The organism is Pseudogracilibacillus sp. ICA-222130 (assembly GCF_037892545.1).
Taxonomy (GTDB): domain Bacteria; phylum Bacillota; class Bacilli; order Bacillales; family Amphibacillaceae; genus Pseudogracilibacillus.
In genome coordinates, this window is the sequence record NZ_JBBKBG010000020.1 from 14198 (window position 1) to 32358 (window position 18161).

Here is an 18161-nt window from a genome sequence, read left to right on the forward strand (position 1 = left end):
GGTGTATCTTGTTCTGTTTCTATGGATGAACAAGATGTACACGAAATGAAAAATCACTTTATTACTTTATCACTTTACCAGACTAAAGTGGACAAATATAATTGTATGCGTAATATTCGAAAAAGTCAAAGGAAAACGAGGGGGAATTTTTTATGTACGATTTTCATATGCATAGTAATTACTCAGCAGATTGCGACACACCAATGGAACAGACTATTCAATCAGCCATTCAAAAAGGGTTAAAAGAAATTTGTTTTACAGAACATGTTGATTATGATTATCCAGATCCGACGATTCAATTTGATTTGGATGTGGCACGTTACACAGAAGAAATTACGAAATTACAAAAAAAGTATCACGACCAACTTACGATTCGTAAAGGAGTCGAAATCGGTGTGCAACCACATGTCCTTAAAGCATGCGAAAAGCTAGTAGATGAAAACTACTTTGATTTTATTATTTGTTCGTTACATGCTTCTGATAGAAAAAATTTACACCATGGGGACTTTTTTGAAGGACGCACGGCGGAAGAAGCGTATCAATTTTATTATGAAGAACTACTTCAATGTGTGAAAGCTTATGAACATTATTCCATTTTAGGGCATATAGATTTAGTAAAGCGATATAAAAAATTAGACGTCGAGCGCAATTTCCATGAAATTTTAGAAGAAATTTTTCGCGTTATTATTCCTAAGGGAAAAGGAATTGAAGTAAATACTTCCGGTTTTGCTTATGGATTAGGGTCTGCAATGCCGAGTAAAGATATTTTGCAATTGTATAAAGATTGTGGGGGAGAAATTATAACGATCGGTTCCGATGCACATAAAGCGGAACATGTGGCACATGAATTTCCGAGAACATTACGATTGTTACAAACGATTGGCTTTGAATATATTGCAACATTCGAAGCGCAAAAGCCAATATTTCATTCGATTGACAATATCATTACAAGATAGCATAATCATAGGACAAAATTTGAATAATTGATTATAATAGAGAGTAAATTTGATTGATTTGAGGAATGATTTTAGTGAATATAGAAAAACGTTTAAAAGCATTATTAGGTGACGACAATGTGGAAGTAGATAAACCGTTAAAAAACCATACGTATACTCGCTTAGGCGGGAATGCGGATTATTTTGTTACTCCGAAAACAGCAGAACAAGTACAAGAAGTCGTTCGTTTAGCCAATGAATGTGACGTACCGTTTATGCTTTTAGGAAATGGTTCGAATTTAATTATTAAAGATGGTGGCATTCGTGGTATCGTTATGTATTTAGGAGAATTTAATGAAATTGAAGTTGTCGATACGACTGTCCGTGCACAAAGTGGTGCATTAATCGCAGACGTGTCAAAAGAGGCGCTGCACTATCATTTAACAGGGTTAGAATTTGCTTGTGGAATTCCTGGTTCTGTCGGTGGTGCATTATTTATGAATGCTGGTGCATATGGTGGGGAAATAAAAGACGTATTAAAAGAAGCGATCGTTATTACACCTGACGCGGAATTATTAACGATTCAGGCTGAAGATCTCCACTTATCATACCGTACGAGTACCATCCAAACGAATGGATATATCGTATTGGAGGCATTATTCGAATTAGAAGTTGGGAAGTATGAAGAAATTAAATCGATGATGGACGTATTAACATATAAACGTGAATCGAAACAACCGCTAGAATATCCAACTTGTGGAAGTGTGTTCAAGCGACCACCGGGAAATTTTGCTGGAAAATTAATTCAAGATAGCGGACTACAAGGAGTCCAAATCGGTGGAGCGGAAGTATCGAAAAAACATGCTGGCTTTATTATTAATAAAGATGAGGCGACAGCAGCAGAATATATCGCTTTAATTGAACATGTACAAAAAGTAGTAAAAGAAAACTTTGATGTGGAATTAGAGCGAGAAGTACGTATTATCGGAGAAGATAAATAGTAATAGTGATGGAGACTGCATATAATAGATCGAAAAACGCCAAACAATATGTTGCAACAGTTCTTGCTACTATGTGTGGAAAAGGCTCGTTTGTTCTTTCTATTATGCAGTCTTTTTTGTATAGTGGTTTTAAAATAGTGGAAAGGAGGCGGTGGCGTGTATATTGTTATTATTATTTTATTAGGCTATTTATTTGGATGTTTAAATGGTTCGCAAATGATTGGCAAATTAAAAAATATGAATATAAAACAGAGTGGCATGAAAAATGCGGGTGCAACAAATACGACTATTTTGCTCGGTTGGAAATTCGGATTTATCGTCGCATTTATTGATATTATAAAAGCGGTTATTTCATTGATGGTTGCAACCGTCTTTTTAAACAAAGTTGGTGTTGCCATTGAATGGCATGTTTTATTATTATATGTGAATGCATTATTCGTTATCGTTGGGCATAATTATCCAATTCAGATGAGCTTTCATGGTGGAAAGGGTACGGCATCCTTATTCGGTGTTCTATTATTTATCGATTGGAAGTTTGCGGTGTTAGGGCTATTTATTTTATTATTATTCGCAATCGTGACAAACTATTTTGTAACTGGAACATTGATGCTATACCTATCTTTCATCGGGTATTCGCTCTATTATTTTGGGCGTGGTCCAGCGATGATTGCATGTTTATTTACGATGTTGTTCGTTGTGAAACACGTTGAAAACGCGAAACGGATTATCAATAAAGAAGAAGTAAAAGTGACGAGCCTCTTCAGAAGGGAAGTAAGTTAAGTTGACCTACTTATATTGGACATTGATCATTATTTTGTTTATCCTTAGCTTTATAGGTGTGTTTGTGCCAATTATTCCTGCTGTACTTTTATTGTGGGGTGGCTTTTTATTATACCATTTTATGATCGATACAGAATCGTTATCGGTCATTTTTTGGGTCACTTCAGCTGTCTTGACAGGTGTGTTGTTCTTAGCTGAATTTTGGACCAATCGATATTATGTTAAAAAGTATGGTGGGTCTAAAACTAGTGAATGGGGCGCCGTTGTCGGTATTATAATCGGTACATTTTTATTTCCGCCATTAAGTATTATTATATTGCCATTGTTGTTTGTATTTTTCATTGAATTAATTGAAAGAAAAACAGTAAAAGAGGCTACTTTCGCGATGTATGGTGCATTTTTGGGTTTTTTAAGTGGTGTTTTTGCTAAAATTTTCATTCAACTTATGATGATTATTTTCTTTATGAGTCAAATTATATTTTGATGAAAATTGTCGAGTATTCATCATTTCCCGGGAAATATAGTGGAAATTGCCGAATGTTTCCTCTAAAATGAGTGTGATAAAGCAATTAATTTTAGGGGAAAGAAGGATTAAACATGGAAAAACCAGCAAGAGCATTGACCATTGCCGGTTCAGCAGCCGGTGGTAGTGCGGGGATTCAAGCGGATTTGAAAACGTTTCAAGAGTTAGATGTATATGGTATGAGTACAATTACAGCGATTGTTGGCCGCCATCCTGAAACAGATAAAAATGTTCACCCACAATCAATTGAGGCGATAGAGGCACAGTTCGATACAGCGAATAAGCAAATTGCTTTTGATGCAATAAAGACAGGGATGCTATTTTCAAAAGAAGTGATTGAAACGGTTTCGACATTAATTGAATCAGTTGATGTAGAGCATATCGTTGTCGATCCGGTAATGGTTGGAAAATTAGATTCTAAGTTATTAAAGGAAGACGCGATTGTTGCATTGAAGGAAAAACTAATTCCATTAGCTACCGTTATTACACCAAATATGACAGAGGCATCTATTTTATTAAATGATCGCCCATTGAAGACGGTGGATGATCTAAAACAAGCGGCGATTGATCTACATGAGTTAGGGCCAGCATTTGTTTTAGTAAAAGGTGGAAGATTAGATGGTCCTGCTGTAGATGTGTTGTATGAAGGGACGAAGCTGACAACATTAGAAGCTCCAAGAATCGATACGGTAAATACAAGTGGAGCAGGATGCACGTATTCTGCTGCGATTGCTGCATATTTAGCAAAAGGAAAAAACATTCACGATGCTGTGGCATTAGCGAAAAGTTTTATTACGACAGCGATTGAACATAGTTTTTCCTACAATGATATGGTTGGTCCGACATATCATGCAGCAGAACGGAAATTTGGCGAAGCACATCACATTCAAATCCATACGAAAAAAATATAATTTATCCTGGAGGTATTTCTGTGAAAAAAGCATTAATCAATATTGATTATACGTATGATTTTGTTGCAGAGGATGGAAAGTTAACTTGTGGAGCACCAGGACAAGCATTAGAAGATAGTATCGTGCAGCTTACAAAGGAATTTATTGAAAATGGTGATTTTGTCGCATTTGGCATTGATGCACATGAAGAAGGAGACAAGTACCATCCAGAATCGGCATTGTTCCCACCACATAATATTGTTGGAACAAGTGGCATGGAATTATATGGGGCTTTAAAAACGTTATACGAACAACATAAAACAGACGAGAATGTTTATTACTTTGAAAAAACAAGGTATAGTGCATTTGCTGGAACCAATTTAGAAATAAAATTACGTGAACGTCGAATTGAAGAAGTGCATTTAGTTGGTGTATGTACGGATATTTGTATTTTACATACCGCAGTTGATGCATATAACAAAGGTTTTAAAATTGTTGTCCATGAAAATGGGGTAGCAAGTTTTAATCAAAAAGGACATGAATGGGCATTAGAACATTTCGTAAATACGTTAGGTGCAACGGTTGTGAAGTAAGTTTTTGAATTTGTATCACAAATTTATTGACAATTGTAAAGATTTTGCTATGATAAAGATGAAAACTAAATGACATAATTATGACGAGAAAGACATGTTTGTTAATTTGGTAGCAAAAGAGAGCTAGTGGTTGGTGAAAACTAGTGCATTGAATTAATGAATAGCCCTTTTGAATAGACGGACAGAATGAAGTATGTTCGTACGTACAGTGTGCGTTAAACACGAAGCCAATGAAGACTATATGAATACATATAGTGAAAAAGGGTGGTACCGCGTAAATATAACTTTTCGCCCCTTATTTTATAAGGGGTGGAAGGTTTTTTTATTTTTATAAAAAAGAAAGAAGGGTTGTCCAGCAAAAGAAGAGCGCTAGCAAGATATGGTTGGAAGAATTGAGCGAATTATACGAAATTTTACTTAATATGAGGAGGACTACGGTCGTGTTCAAAATTTTAATTAGTGATCCTTTAAGTGAGGATGGAATTTACCCATTAAGACAGGCAGATAATTTAGAAGTTGTGATTGAAACAGATTTAACAGAGGAACAGTTATTGCAAAGAATTCCAGAGTTTGATGGTTTATTAGTACGAAGCCAAACACAAGTAACTCGTGAAGTGATTGAAAAGGGCCATAATTTAAAAGTAATTGGTCGTGCTGGTGTTGGGGTTGATAACATCGATTTAGATGCTGCGACAGAAAATGGTATTATCGTTGTGAATGCACCAGATGGAAATACAAACTCAGCTGCAGAACATACGATGGCTATGCTAATGTCTTTAGCGAGAAACATTCCACAAGCTTACTTATCTATTAAAGAGAAAAAGTGGGATCGTAAATCTTATGTTGGGGTAGAATTACGTGATAAAGTTCTAGGAATTATCGGATTAGGTCGTATCGGTGCAGAAGTAGCACGCCGTGCGAAAGGACAACGTATGAAAGTAATCGCATATGATCCGTTCTTTACAGAGGAGAAGGCTGAAGCGATGGGCATTGGGTATGCAACATTTGACCAAGTGCTAGAGGAAGCAGATTTTATTACGGTTCATACACCGTTAATGAAAGAAACACGTCATATTATTAATGAGGACGCATTTGCAAAAATGAAAGACGGCGTTCGTATTATTAACTGTGCACGTGGAGGAATCATTCAAGAGGATCATTTATATGATGCTGTTGTTAGTGGCAAGGTTGCTGGTGCAGCGCTGGACGTTTTTGAAGAGGAGCCAGCCGTAGACCATAAAGTATTAACATTACCACAAGTTATTGCGACGCCACATTTAGGTGCAAGTACAGTAGAGGCGCAAGAGAATGTTGCTATTGATGTAAGTGAAGACGTCGTCCATATTTTATCTGGTGGTTTGGCTAGAAACCCAGTAAATATTCCATCTGTACCACGTGAAATTATGCGTAAAATTGAACCATATTTCTACTTATCAGAAAAACTTGGTAAGTTCTTAGCGCAATTAGATGCGGGTGCGATTGAAGAAATTAATATTAATTATGCTGGAGATTTAACTGCTTTAGAAATTGCTCCATTAACGCAAAACACGTTAAAAGGTTTATTAAGCAAATATGTAGGTGCGCGTGTAAACAATGTTAACGCAAGCTACTTAGCAGAACGTCGTGGCATTACAGTTCATGAAAATAAAACATCAGCAGCTCGTGGATTTACCAACTTAATGACAGTTGAAATCGTAACGAAGGATGCAACACGTCGTGTATCTGGAACTTTATTAAATGGTTTAGGATCACGTATCGTTAAAGTAGATGACTACAGCATGGATGTCATTCCAGAAGGTCATTTAGTATTAATCCATCACCAAGACCAGCCTGGTGCAATCGGTCGTGTCGGAAACTTACTTGCTGCAAATGATGTAAACATCGCAACAATGCAAGTAGGTCGCTCAAAAATTGGTGGAAATGCGATTATGATGCTAACAATCGACCGTCCATTAACTGATGATGAAGTCAATCAGATCCGTGAGATGGAAGGATTTGAAAAGGTTACAAAAGTTGATCTATAAATTGCATAAAAAATCGAAGAGGCTAATAGCTTCTTCGGTTTTTTGTTTTTATAGTGGTTATGCTTATTTTTATTCTTCATTGTATCTACCACACGTTGAATTGCATCTATTTTCGCGTTTGTTGCATCTAAAATTTTGTTTATTGCATCTATTTTCGTGTTCGTTGCATCTAAAATTAGTTTATTGCATCTGATTTCGTGTTCGTTGCATCTAAATTTTATTTATTGCATCTGATTTCGCGTTCATTGCATCTGAAATTCATTTATTGCATCTATTTTCGCGTTCGTTGCATCTAAAATTTTTTTATTGCATCTGATTTCGCGTTCGTTGCATCTAAATTTTTTTTATTGCATCTGATTTCGTGTTCGTTGCATCTAAAATTCATTTATTGCATCTGTTTTTGCGTACGTTGCATCTAAAATTCATTTATTGCATCTGATTTCGTGTTCGTTGCATCTGAAACTTGTTTATTGCATCTGATTTCGTGTTCGTTGCATCTAAAATTTTTTTATTGCATCTGATTTCGCGTTTGTTGCATCTGAAATTTTTTTATTGCATCTGATTTCGCGTACGTTGCATCTGAAATTCATTTATTGCATCTATTTTCGCGTACGTTGCATCTGAAATTTGTTTATTGCATCTGATTTCGCATTCGTTGCATCTAAAATTCATTTATTGCATCTGTTTTGCTTGGAGTTGCATCTAAACTTCCATCCATCGCATCTGTTCAACTCGTGATCACATCTACACTTTCATTATCGCACCTTTTCCATCCAGAGTCGCACCCATTACACTCGCCATCGCATCTACTAGTGACACGTTTCACCTCAAATGTGCATGCTTGACAATCGCATATAGTATGTATATATTTAACAGTATACAAGGAAGAAACGTTGATGTGGAATAGTATAGTTTTTACCTCTTTTTACAGAAAGGAAATGGTGATGAGAATTTCCAAAAGAGCGAACTAGAACCTACCAGCTGAGTTTGTGTTATCTCCTTTTTAAGCTAGGAGTATAATGCACGGTACATACCGTTATAATGAAAGAGTGTATATACGAGAAGCGAACGATCCATTCATTCGTATATAAACAAGGGTGGTACCACCAAATCCTCGGTCCCTTATTGGATTTCGGGGGTATTTTTATGTTTTTTGATTGAAAATAATACAAGTGTGAGGGAATAATAATGAGTAAAAAGAAACAATTTGTGGAACAAATTACGTCGATGGAAGAAGACTTTGCACAATGGTATACAGACGTTGTCAAGGAAGCAGAATTAGTTGATTATGGTCCGGTTCGTGGGACGATGATCATTGAACCATATGGGTTTGCGTTATGGGAAAACATACGTGATGAACTCGACCGCCAAATTAAAGAAACGGGACATGAGAACGTACAATTCCCACTATTTATTCCTGAAAGTTTATTACAAAAAGAAAAAGATCATGTAGAAGGTTTCGCACCTGAAGTTGCTTGGGTAACACATGGGGGAGATGGAGAATTAGGAGAACGTATTTGTGTTCGCCCAACATCTGAAGTACTTTTCTGTGATTACTATGCAAACAAAATTCATTCTTACCGTGATCTTCCAAAATTATACAACCAATGGGCAAACGTCGTTCGTTGGGAAAAAACGACACGTCCATTTTTACGTTCGTTAGAGTTTTTATGGCAAGAAGGGCATACGGCACATGCGACACGAGAAGAGGCAGCAGCAGAAACAGACCGTATGTTAGAAGTATATGCAGATGTAGTAGAAAATTACTTAGCGATACCTGTGCTAAAAGGTCGAAAAACAGAATCTGAAAAATTCGCTGGTGCAGAATATACATTAACGATCGAAACATTAATGCATGACGGAAAAGCACTACAAGCTGGAACATCACATTTATTTGGAGATGGATTTTCACGTGCATTTGATATCACGTATTTAGATAAAGAAGGGAAACAACAATACGTACACCAAACTTCATGGGGAATTACAACTCGTTTAATTGGGGCTCTTATTATGGTACATGGAGATAACCGTGGATTAGTCATCCCACCAAAAATTGCACCGAAGCAAGTAATGATTGTTCCGATTGCACAACATAAAGAAGGTGTACTGGATCGTGCATATGACTTACGTGATCAATTAGCAAAAATTGCACGAGTGGATATAGATGCAAGTGATAAAATGCCTGGTTGGAAGTTCAATGAATGTGAAATGAAAGGTTATCCAATTCGTGTAGAAATTGGTCCGAAAGATATCGAGAAAAACCAAGCAGTACTTGTTCGACGAGATACAGGCGAAAAAGAATTTGTAGCATTAGACGAGATCGAGGCACGTATTCCAGCATTATTAGAAGAAATTCAACAAAACTTATTTGATCGAGCATTCGAACATCGCAAGAACAAGACGACTGCTGTTACGAGCGTCGATGAAATGGAAAAAGCATTAGAAGAAAATACTGGATTTATGAAAGCAATGTGGTGTGGAGATGAAGCTTGTGAAGAGGAAGTAAAAGAAGCATTACAAGTTACATCAAGATGTATTCCAAGAGAACAAGAAAAAATTGCTGACACATGTTTCTGCTGTGGAAAAGAAGCAGATCAAATGGTGTATTGGGCAAGAGCATATTAATTAATATAGATAACACCTTTAACTAGTGAACCATCCTCTAGTTAAAGGTGTTTTGTATGGAGTATATGAAATATGGTTAGGAAAACGAATTTTTATGTAATACTTGTCCATCTATATTATAATAAAAACTAAATCGTATTATGAAGGAGAAAGAGTATGATAGGAAATAGACCCGTCATCATTGGGGTAGCAGGGGGAAGTGGTAGTGGAAAGACTTCTGTTACCCGTGCGATATGTGAGCGTTTTGGAGAAGAAAAAATATTAGTTATTGAACAGGACTATTATTATAAAGATCAAAGTCACTTAACTTTTGAAGAAAGATTAGAAACAAATTATGATCATCCACTCGCATTTGATAATGAATTATTAGTGGAACATGTCAAAACATTATTAAACAATGAACCGATTGAAAAGCCGGTATATGATTATACAATACATACGCGTTCCAAAGAAGTGATTCATGTAGAGCCAAAACAAGTCATTATCGTTGAGGGAATCCTCATATTAGAACATTTACCTTTGGTTGAATTAATGGATATTAAAGTATTTGTAGATACAGATGCGGACGTACGAATTATTCGCCGCTTATTGCGAGATATTAAAGAACGTGGTCGCTCGTTAGATTCAGTTATTCAACAATATATAGAATCTGTACGTCCGATGCACTTGCAATTTGTCGAACCTGCGAAAAGATATGCAGATATTATTATTCCTGAAGGTGGAGAAAATCATGTTGCGATTGATTTGCTTGCAACAAAAGTAAAACACATATTAGATGATGTCCAAGCATAATTAAGTTAAAAAACGTTTTTTAATTTCTGGAGTGACAACTAAACATGTATGATTCGTTCGAATGATTTTATGGCGATGATTCGCAAAGAAACGGTAGGCAATATTTCGGATAAACGGTGGAATGATCACAAATGTATACAAAACTTTCCAAGGAGCCGGTAAATATTTGCAAATGTGTAACACGGCAGAAGAGGCAGTATATGCTCTGTTTTCATCGATGAAAACAAGATTATCGATGTCGTGTTGTAAATGATTTAACGCAAGTAATTCTTGACCGATATCACTTTGAAGGGGCGCGAAATGAAATAAAGCATCTCGGTCTCTTTGAATGATAAATTGTACACTTTTATTGCAAACATTACATTCTCCATCAAATAAAATAATTTTCATTTTGCTACACTCCTTATGTGTAAAAAAACGGTTTGGATTCTTGTCATTGCAATCCAAACCGTTTTGTATTATACGAGTTCTTTTTCTAATGCAGCTAAACGCTCAGCCACTTCTTCTTTAGTTAAACCATGTTCTTTCACATATAAATTTCTTTCGCTACGACGGCATGCATCTGTACATCCACGTAAATATTTATGTTCATTTTCCTCCGAACATAAAATTTGTTTGTTACAGACTGGGTCTGCACAGTTTACATATCGCTCACATGGTGTCCCATCAAAATGGTCACGTCCAACGACAACATGTTCTTTATGATTTACCGGTACGGTTAATCTATTATCAAAAACATAGCACATGCCATCCCATAGTTCTCCTTGAACTTTTGGATCTTTTCCGTATGTGACAATACCACCTTCTAATTGAGCAACATTGTCAAAACCTTCACGTTTCATCCAACCAGTGAAAATTTCACAACGAATGCCACCCGTACAATATGTTAAGATCTTTTTCTTCCCTTCAAAAAGGTCCTTATTTTCTTGGACCCATTCAGGCAATTCACGGAAGCTATCGATGTTAGGGCGAATTGCTCCTCGGAAATGTCCTACATCATATTCATATTCATTTCTTGTATCTAAAATAATGGTATCTTCATCTTGCATCGCTTCGAACCATTCTTCTGGAGATAAGTATTCTCCCGTAATTTCGTTCGGGTCTACTTCCTCATCTAAACGTAATGTGACAAGTTCCTTTCGTGGACGCACATGCATCTTTTTGAATGCATGGCCATCATGTTCATCGATTTTAAAGAAAGTGTCTTTAAAACGCTCATCAGCATGCATATGATTCATATATTTTTCTGTTTGTTCCACTGTTCCAGAGACAGTTCCATTAATTCCATTATGGTTTACTAAAATACGTCCCTTTAAACCCAATTCATTACAAAAATCTAAATGATCTTTTGCAAATTGTTCATGATCCTCAATTGGCACGAACTTGTAATACAGTAATACTTGATACTTTTCCTTTTCCATTTTACCTACCACCTATAATAATATTTACAAGATATTTTATCGGTAGCATAACGATTTTTATTACCTTGCAATTTATTATTATAACATTTTTCATGATATTATGTAATAAATGAAAACATTTATACGAAGTTTATTTACTCTTTTGTCATAATTTTGTATAGTGATATAAATAGACTAAAAATTGCATAAATTCATCTTGTAAGGGGGAATGAAAGTGGAAGAAGAACGTGATCAATGGACATCCAAAATTGGATTCATATTATCGTCTGCTGGTGCAGCGATTGGTCTTGGTGCAATCTGGAAATTACCATATGTGACAGGAATGAGCGGTGGAGGAGCATTTTTTCTTATTTTCGTTATCTTTACATTGTTAATCGGATTACCGATGCTTATTTCTGAATACATTATCGGTCGTGGTGCAGGAAAAGAGGCGATAAGCGCTTATAAAAAACTTGCCCCCGATAGTTTTTGGGTATGGATTGGCCGTATCGGTGTACTTGGTTGTTTTTTATTATTAACATTTTATAGTGTGGTTGGTGGCTGGGTATTAATTTATACGTTCAAAAGTATAATCGGGCAAGTGATACAAACTGGGGCAGATTATGAAGCGTTATTCGGCTCTGTTGTTACGAGCCCAACCGTGACATTAGGTGGACTTTTATTATTTACTTTATGTAATGTAGTCGTTATTTCCTTTGGGATAAAAAATGGAATCGAACGTGCGAACAAATATATGATGCCACTGCTATTCATTTTTTTCTTAATTATTGTCGTACGCGCGTTAACATTAGAAGGGGCAATGGAAGGAGTAAAATTCTTTTTAGCACCTGATTTTTCTAGTATTACAGGAGAAGCTGTTTTATATGCACTAGGGCAGTCCTTTTTCTCTTTAGCAGTCGGATTTTCTTGTATGGTGACGTATAGTTCCTATTTGAAAAAGGATGTAAACTTAACAAGTTCAGCAGCATCTGTCGTTGGGATGAACATTTTCGTTTCACTATTAGCAGGGCTTGCAGTGTTCCCAGTCGTTTTCGCTTTAGGAATGGAACCAGCGGAAGGGCCAGGATTACTGTTTATGGTTTTACCTGCGGCTTTTGGGGAAATTCCATTCGGTGCATTTTTCCTAAGTTTATTTTTAATTTTATTTTTATTTGCGACATTAACGTCTTCCTTCAGTTTATACGAAATTATTGTGTCCGCATTTACAGCAGATGGAAAACATTCGCGCACATCTGTTACGATGATTTTAGGAGCAGTATTGTTTATCGTTGCAATTCCGGCAGCATTATCAGATAGTTTACTGTCCGATGTGACGATAGCAGGAAAGAGCATTTTTGATGCAACAGATTATTTAGTAAGTAATATTATGTTGCCCCTCGGTAGTTTATTAATTGCATTATTTGTTGCATACAAAATGGATAAAACATTGGTAAAAGAACAATATCATATCGGTTCAACGAGCAATTTGAGCCTTTATGGGCTGTGGAGAGTACTAATGTCTATTGTTGTTCCATTGACTATTATCATCGTTTATTTAAATATGTTAGGAATTGTTGGAGGAACAATGTAAGTAAGTTGGAAATTTTTAAATAATTTAGCAATTTGCTTGCAATTTTGTTCCATAAGGAGTAAAGTAGTAAGTAGCAAAAGGCAATTGAGTAATAAAATACTTTACGATCTCTTTTATCAAGTAGGTGTAAAGGTATTGATTCAATTACTTTGCACGATATTTGTATAAGGAGGTCATTCATAATGATGACTGGTAAAGTTAAATGGTTTAACGCTGAAAAAGGATTCGGATTCATCGAACGTGAAGACGGAGATGACGTATTCGTACACTTCTCAGCTATCCAATCTGAAGGATTCAAAACTTTAGAAGAAGGTCAAGACGTTGAATTCGAAATCGTCGAAGGAGAACGTGGACCACAAGCAGCTAACGTTTCTGCACTATAATTGATAAACGTAAAAGGACTTTTCAAACTGAAAAGTCCTTTTTTGATTGGATAGATATTACATACATTAAAACGTCATGTGAGAGGTGCAAGATGAATACTTTGAAACAAGAATGGTTCGGGAATATTCGAGCAGATATTTTAGCGGGTATGGTTGTTGGGTTAGCTTTAATTCCTGAAGCATTGGCATTTGCGTTTATTGTCGGTGTAGATCCACGAGTAGCGTTGTATGCCTCATTTACAATAGCTGTTATTATTTCATTCGTCGGTGGACGGCCAGGATTAATATCTGCTGCAACAGGTGCGATGGCTTTAGTCCTTGTTAATTTAATGGCAAATCATGGTTTAGAATATGTACTGGCAGCTACTATTTTAACGGGCATTATTCAATTTTTTCTCGGTATATTTGGTGTAGCAAAGTTGATGCGATTTATTCCTAACTCCGTAATGTTAGGGTTTGTGAATGCGCTAGGTATTATGATCTTTATGACACAGATGCCTTATTTAATTGGGTTTAATATGATGACATATGTGTTTGCAATCATTACACTAATTTTAGTATATGTAATTCCCCGTTTTTTGAAGGTTATTCCAGCCCCGTTAGTTGCTATCGTCGTGATGACAACTATTGCTTTGTTAGCGGATGTTAAGCTCCAAACAATTGGAGACCTCGGAACGATGCCAAATACGTTGCCGACATTTTTTATACCGAATATTCCAATTACATTTGAAACATTGAAAATAATTTTTCCTTATGCTTTGGCATTATCGATTGTCGGTTTACTTGAATCGTTATTAACGTCACAAGTGTTAGATGATATGACAGATACCGAAAGTGATAAAAATAAAGAGGCTCGCGGGCAAGGGATTGCTAATTTTGTGAATGGATTTTTTGGAGGAATGGCTGGGTGTGCGTTGATTGGGCAATCGGTTATTAATATAAAGTCAGGTGGTCGTGGGAGATTATCTACATTTACGGCTGGAATCTTTTTAATGTTTTTAATTATTGTGTTAGGGGATACCGTTCAAAAAATACCTATGCCAGTGCTTGTTGGGGTTATGATTATGGTAAGTATGACGACATTTAATTGGGGGTCATTTAAGTTTATAAAACAAGCTCCAAAATCAGAGTCAATCGTGATGATTACAACCGTTATCATTATTTTATATACACAAAACTTAGCGATTGGGGTTGTTATTGGTGTCATTTTAAGTGCCCTTATGTTTGTCGGAAAAATTTCTCAAGTAAAAGTAATAAAGGAAAAATCGGAATATAAAGTGCAAGGTCCCTTGTTCTTTGCTTCGACAACGAAATTCATTCAATATTTTCGTCATATAGAAGAAGATCGTATCGTGATTAATTTTATCGATAGTCACATATGGGATGAATCAGCTGTAGGAGCAATTATAAAGGTAAAACAAAAGCTAGAAGAAAAAGGGGTACAAGTTCGCATCGTTGGCTTAAATTCCATGAGTAAACAATTATATGAACAATTAAGGTGAGGAGTGGTTTCATGAGGATTGCAGTAGCGATCGACGGTTCTGAAAATGCATTACGTGCTGCTAAACATAGTATTTACTTGGTAAAGCATTTACCAGAAGCGGTGCTAGAACTTATTTTTGTCGTCGACTTTGATAAAGTGAAAGATGATTATTTATTGACACAAAACAAGGATAGTTTAGTGTTAGAACGTGAGAAAAAAATAAAACCGGTCTTACAAGAAGCTGAAAAAGATCATATACCGACAACTGTCACCATTTTAAAAGGTAATCCAAGTCAAGAAATTATTCGGTATGTAAACAATGAATCGATTGATCAACTCATTCTCGGAAGCCGTGGTCTAAATTTATTCCAAGAAATGATGCTTGGAAGTGTTAGCCATAAAGTAATGAAACATGTGCAATGTCCTGTGACGATTGTAAAGTAGCCTACATATATTATTTGTTTGGTTGAAGGCCGTACGAAAAAGAAAGTTGAATGGGCAGCTAGTGTCATTATTTTCACTAGCTGCCCATAAACATGATAAAGGAAAAACTATTTATGAATGGTGGATTGTTTTCATATACCAACCACTATATTACATCTCTATTTCTTCTGCGTTTTCAATAACGTCATCTGGTACGACGATTTCATCCACCCCGTTGTAATTTGAATATGTCATTTTCATATCTTGGTTTAAGTTTATATCTTGTTCTTCCATTTTCATATCCATATCCATCGTCATATTTAATGCTTGTACATAATAATTATCTTTATCAATCTTCATTTCATAATTCAGAGAATTAAATGTCGCATTCTCAAAAATATCTCCCATCATTTGCATTTCATCTGGAAGAGATGCTTGAATCACTTCCATGAGTGAATCATCTAATGTTTCATCATCCGATTTAAAAATTAATAAATAATGATCATCTTTTTCTTCCGCTGTAAAATCCTTCATAAGTGGTTTCATTTGTACTAATTGTTGCTCAACATTTGCTTGTGCTTCGACTTGAGCTAGTAGCTGGCCTGTTATTTCATCAGGTAATTTCATCCAAGTATCAGATTCAGGATCTAACATAAAATAGCCGTCTTTTGTAAAATATGACTCTGTTTCTTGCTTTCCAGCATCAGGAATATCTGTAACAATCGTCTGTTTCATCGTCATAGGGTTCATGATGATGTCCATGGATGTGGTGGAATTAATATCCATCTCTTCTCCGTCCATCACCATTAATTGTTTCATATCTGCTTCTACTGAAAAACTTTCTAGATTATTATTCGCTTCCGTCGCTTTTTGGAGAAGTTCTTCCGCATCGCTATTTCCCTCGGCATTGTCAGTTTCTTCTTCCGCCTCTTCTCCGTTATTGTTTGCTTCATTGTTCTCGACGTTTTCTGTCTCTGTCTCAGTCTCATTGTTTGTATTATTATTGGTGGCATTTACATCGTTTGAATTATTGCCACATGCACTTAATACAATGAGTAACATTGCTGAAAAAATAGTTAGTAAAACTTTCTTCATTTGTATTCCTCCTCATACTTATTCATAATTATGTACCACATTTTATATAAGCTAAAACATCCTTTTGCAAAGACCATCCTTTTCACTCATATTAACATGTGCATCATGAGAAAAAGGTCATATGATTGGGGATAGAAAAGTATTGTAACCTCTTTTATTTTGTTTTATTTGGCATTTTTTTATCTATTGTATATTCTAGAGAATGAAGTGGAAAAAGAAGTATGAAATATCTTTTTATACAGGAAGAAAAATGAAATGTAATGTAAAAAGGGTGATGAGGATGAAACGTAGTGAACGTGATCAATTTATTATTGACCAATATACAAACGATGAAAAAATGATGGTATTAATTTTTACGCAGTGGTGTGTGAATCATGATCTTGACCCTTATGTTGTATATGAAGAAGCATACCCGCATGAACGCAAAAATAATGCAATTACAGAAGCATTAGAACAGACGGTGTCAAAAAAAGAGTCGGAAGAAATTAGTGTGGAAATTGTGCAACACGTATTACAGTTGTTTGGAAATGATGATTTAGCATTTGTCGTACAACAATATGCAGATGCAAAAAGTAAATAATCCAATGAAAAAGTGGAACAGATACGAAGACGAACGCCGTCTTTCACTGTTCCACTTTTTTAATTATTCCTCATAATATTTTAATAATGCATGAATACCGTTTTCACTTTCCCCGATTTCCGCTAGCTTTTCATACATCGTTAAAGCAAGCTCTAAGCCAGGTGTTTGCATGTTCATTTCTTTTGCAGATTCGAGTGCAATTTTCATATCTTTAATATAATGTTTGATCGCAAATCCAGGGTCAAAATTGCCGTCGATCATTCTCGGTGCATAATTGTCCATGGACCAACTTCCGGCAGCGCCTGTAGAAATGGAGGCAAGTACTTCTTTCGGATCAAGCCCAGCGTTTTTGGCATACATTAATGCTTCACAAAGTCCAACCATTGCTGGTGCAATCGAGATTTGATTTACTGCTTTCGTATGTTGTCCACTTCCAGCAGGACCTTGTAAGCGAATATTTTCTCCCATTATTTGAAATATTGGTAACATCTCACGGAAAACATTTTCTTCGCCACCGACCATAATAGCTAATTTAGCATTTTTGGCACCGACATCCCCACCAGAAACAGGTGCATCAAGCGCGTGTAAATCTTTTTCTTTTGCTTTTTCATAAATTTCTTTTGCTAAGGAAGGTTTGGAAGTCGTCATATCGATTAAATATGTACCTGGTTTTGCATGGGCAATAAGACCGTTACGGTTAAAATATACATCTTCCACATCTTTTGGTGTACCGATTATCGTAATAATAATGTCAGATTTTTTGGCGATGTTTGTAACAGAGTCTTCCCAAATCGCGCCTTCTTCCATTAATGTATGTGCCTTTTTTTTCGTACGAGTAAAAATATGTAATGGATAGCCGGCATTCATTAAATGACGTGCCATGCTTTCGCCCATCACTCCAATTCCGATAAAACCAATCGTCGCTTTTTCGGTCATATACTATTTCCTCCCTATAAATTTTTAGAGAATTAAGAAAATGATGCATATGCATATTTTAACATAAAATTGTTAGGAAATTAAAGAATCAAAAATGTGTGTTGATG

General features: G+C 35.8%; 18 protein-coding genes and 2 other annotated features. Of the genes, 14 read left to right on the plus strand and 4 right to left on the minus strand.

The window, feature by feature from the left end; translation table 11 throughout:
• Positions 1–152 precede the first annotated feature (152 nt).
• From WKT09_RS08930 to udk, 9 genes are all read left to right on the plus strand, one after another.
• On the plus strand, positions 153–956 hold the full coding sequence (locus WKT09_RS08930) for a histidinol-phosphatase HisJ family protein (RefSeq protein ID WP_340415723.1): 804 nt from the start codon (positions 153–155) through the stop codon (positions 954–956).
• Positions 957–1021: 65 nt separating this feature from the next.
• On the plus strand, positions 1022–1936 hold the full coding sequence (gene murB / locus WKT09_RS08935) for a UDP-N-acetylmuramate dehydrogenase (protein ID WP_340415724.1): 915 nt from the start codon (positions 1022–1024) through the stop codon (positions 1934–1936).
• A 156-nt stretch (positions 1937–2092) separates the two neighbouring features.
• Positions 2093–2716: a glycerol-3-phosphate acyltransferase gene (locus WKT09_RS08940; protein ID WP_340415725.1), complete on the plus strand. Its 624-nt coding sequence runs from the start codon at positions 2093–2095 to the stop codon at positions 2714–2716.
• A 1-nt stretch (position 2717) separates the two neighbouring features.
• The gene (locus WKT09_RS08945) at positions 2718–3200 is read left to right on the plus strand and encodes a DUF456 domain-containing protein (RefSeq protein ID WP_340415726.1); all 483 of its coding nucleotides are present in this window, start codon (positions 2718–2720) and stop codon (positions 3198–3200) included.
• 113 nt (positions 3201–3313) lie between these two features.
• Positions 3314–4150 (plus strand): bifunctional hydroxymethylpyrimidine kinase/phosphomethylpyrimidine kinase, encoded by an 837-nt coding sequence (thiD, locus tag WKT09_RS08950; RefSeq protein WP_340415727.1) that lies wholly within the window; start codon positions 3314–3316, stop codon positions 4148–4150.
• A gap of 20 nt (positions 4151–4170) precedes the next feature.
• Positions 4171–4722 (plus strand): cysteine hydrolase family protein, encoded by a 552-nt coding sequence (locus WKT09_RS08955; RefSeq protein ID WP_340415728.1) that lies wholly within the window; start codon positions 4171–4173, stop codon positions 4720–4722.
• A 74-nt stretch (positions 4723–4796) separates the two neighbouring features.
• Positions 4797–5021 (plus strand) — a binding site (T-box leader).
• A gap of 123 nt (positions 5022–5144) precedes the next feature.
• Positions 5145–6746, plus strand: coding sequence for a phosphoglycerate dehydrogenase (serA, locus tag WKT09_RS08960; RefSeq protein ID WP_340415754.1), 1602 nt, complete (start codon positions 5145–5147; stop codon positions 6744–6746).
• An 884-nt stretch (positions 6747–7630) separates the two neighbouring features.
• Positions 7631–7872, plus strand: a binding site (T-box leader).
• A gap of 62 nt (positions 7873–7934) precedes the next feature.
• Positions 7935–9371 carry a proline--tRNA ligase gene (gene proS / locus WKT09_RS08965; protein WP_340415729.1) on the plus strand — a complete coding sequence of 479 codons (1437 nt, stop codon included), beginning with the start codon at positions 7935–7937 and terminating at the stop codon, positions 9369–9371.
• 156 nt (positions 9372–9527) lie between these two features.
• Entirely contained in the window at positions 9528–10163 is a 636-nt protein-coding gene (udk, locus tag WKT09_RS08970; RefSeq protein ID WP_445324012.1) for a uridine kinase, read from the plus strand.
• Here udk and WKT09_RS08975 read toward each other — a convergent pair whose 3' ends face one another.
• On the minus strand, positions 10164–10553 hold the full coding sequence (locus tag WKT09_RS08975) for a thiol-disulfide oxidoreductase DCC family protein (protein WP_340415730.1): 390 nt from the start codon (positions 10551–10553) through the stop codon (positions 10164–10166). It lies immediately after the preceding gene.
• A gap of 68 nt (positions 10554–10621) precedes the next feature.
• Positions 10622–11584 carry an oxygen-dependent tRNA uridine(34) hydroxylase TrhO gene (trhO, locus tag WKT09_RS08980; protein WP_340415731.1) on the minus strand — a complete coding sequence of 321 codons (963 nt, stop codon included), beginning with the start codon at positions 11582–11584 and terminating at the stop codon, positions 10622–10624.
• A 214-nt stretch (positions 11585–11798) separates the two neighbouring features.
• Between trhO and WKT09_RS08985 the strand changes: the two genes are divergently transcribed.
• The 4 genes from WKT09_RS08985 to WKT09_RS09000 all read left to right on the plus strand — a co-directional run bounded on the left by WKT09_RS08985 (position 11799) and on the right by WKT09_RS09000 (position 15464).
• A complete protein-coding gene (locus WKT09_RS08985) occupies positions 11799–13154 on the plus strand; it encodes a sodium-dependent transporter (RefSeq protein WP_340415732.1) in 1356 nt (451 codons plus the stop codon).
• Between the two features lie 182 nt (positions 13155–13336).
• Positions 13337–13537 carry a cold shock domain-containing protein gene (locus WKT09_RS08990; RefSeq protein WP_336266422.1) on the plus strand — a complete coding sequence of 67 codons (201 nt, stop codon included), beginning with the start codon at positions 13337–13339 and terminating at the stop codon, positions 13535–13537.
• Between the two features lie 92 nt (positions 13538–13629).
• Positions 13630–15039: a SulP family inorganic anion transporter gene (locus WKT09_RS08995; RefSeq protein ID WP_340415733.1), complete on the plus strand. Its 1410-nt coding sequence runs from the start codon at positions 13630–13632 to the stop codon at positions 15037–15039.
• Positions 15040–15050: 11 nt separating this feature from the next.
• Positions 15051–15464 carry a universal stress protein gene (locus WKT09_RS09000; protein ID WP_340415734.1) on the plus strand — a complete coding sequence of 138 codons (414 nt, stop codon included), beginning with the start codon at positions 15051–15053 and terminating at the stop codon, positions 15462–15464.
• 150 nt (positions 15465–15614) lie between these two features.
• Here WKT09_RS09000 and WKT09_RS09005 read toward each other — a convergent pair whose 3' ends face one another.
• Positions 15615–16538, minus strand: a complete 924-nt coding sequence (locus WKT09_RS09005) for a DUF6612 family protein (protein ID WP_340415735.1) — start codon at positions 16536–16538, stop codon at positions 15615–15617.
• A 280-nt stretch (positions 16539–16818) separates the two neighbouring features.
• On the opposite strand from WKT09_RS09005, the gene WKT09_RS09010 reads away from it, so the two are divergent.
• Positions 16819–17118: a hypothetical protein gene (locus WKT09_RS09010; RefSeq protein WP_340415736.1), complete on the plus strand. Its 300-nt coding sequence runs from the start codon at positions 16819–16821 to the stop codon at positions 17116–17118.
• Between the two features lie 63 nt (positions 17119–17181).
• Here WKT09_RS09010 and WKT09_RS09015 read toward each other — a convergent pair whose 3' ends face one another.
• Positions 17182–18054, minus strand: coding sequence for an NAD(P)-dependent oxidoreductase (locus WKT09_RS09015; RefSeq protein WP_340415737.1), 873 nt, complete (start codon positions 18052–18054; stop codon positions 17182–17184).
• Between the last annotated feature and the right edge of the window lie 107 nt (positions 18055–18161).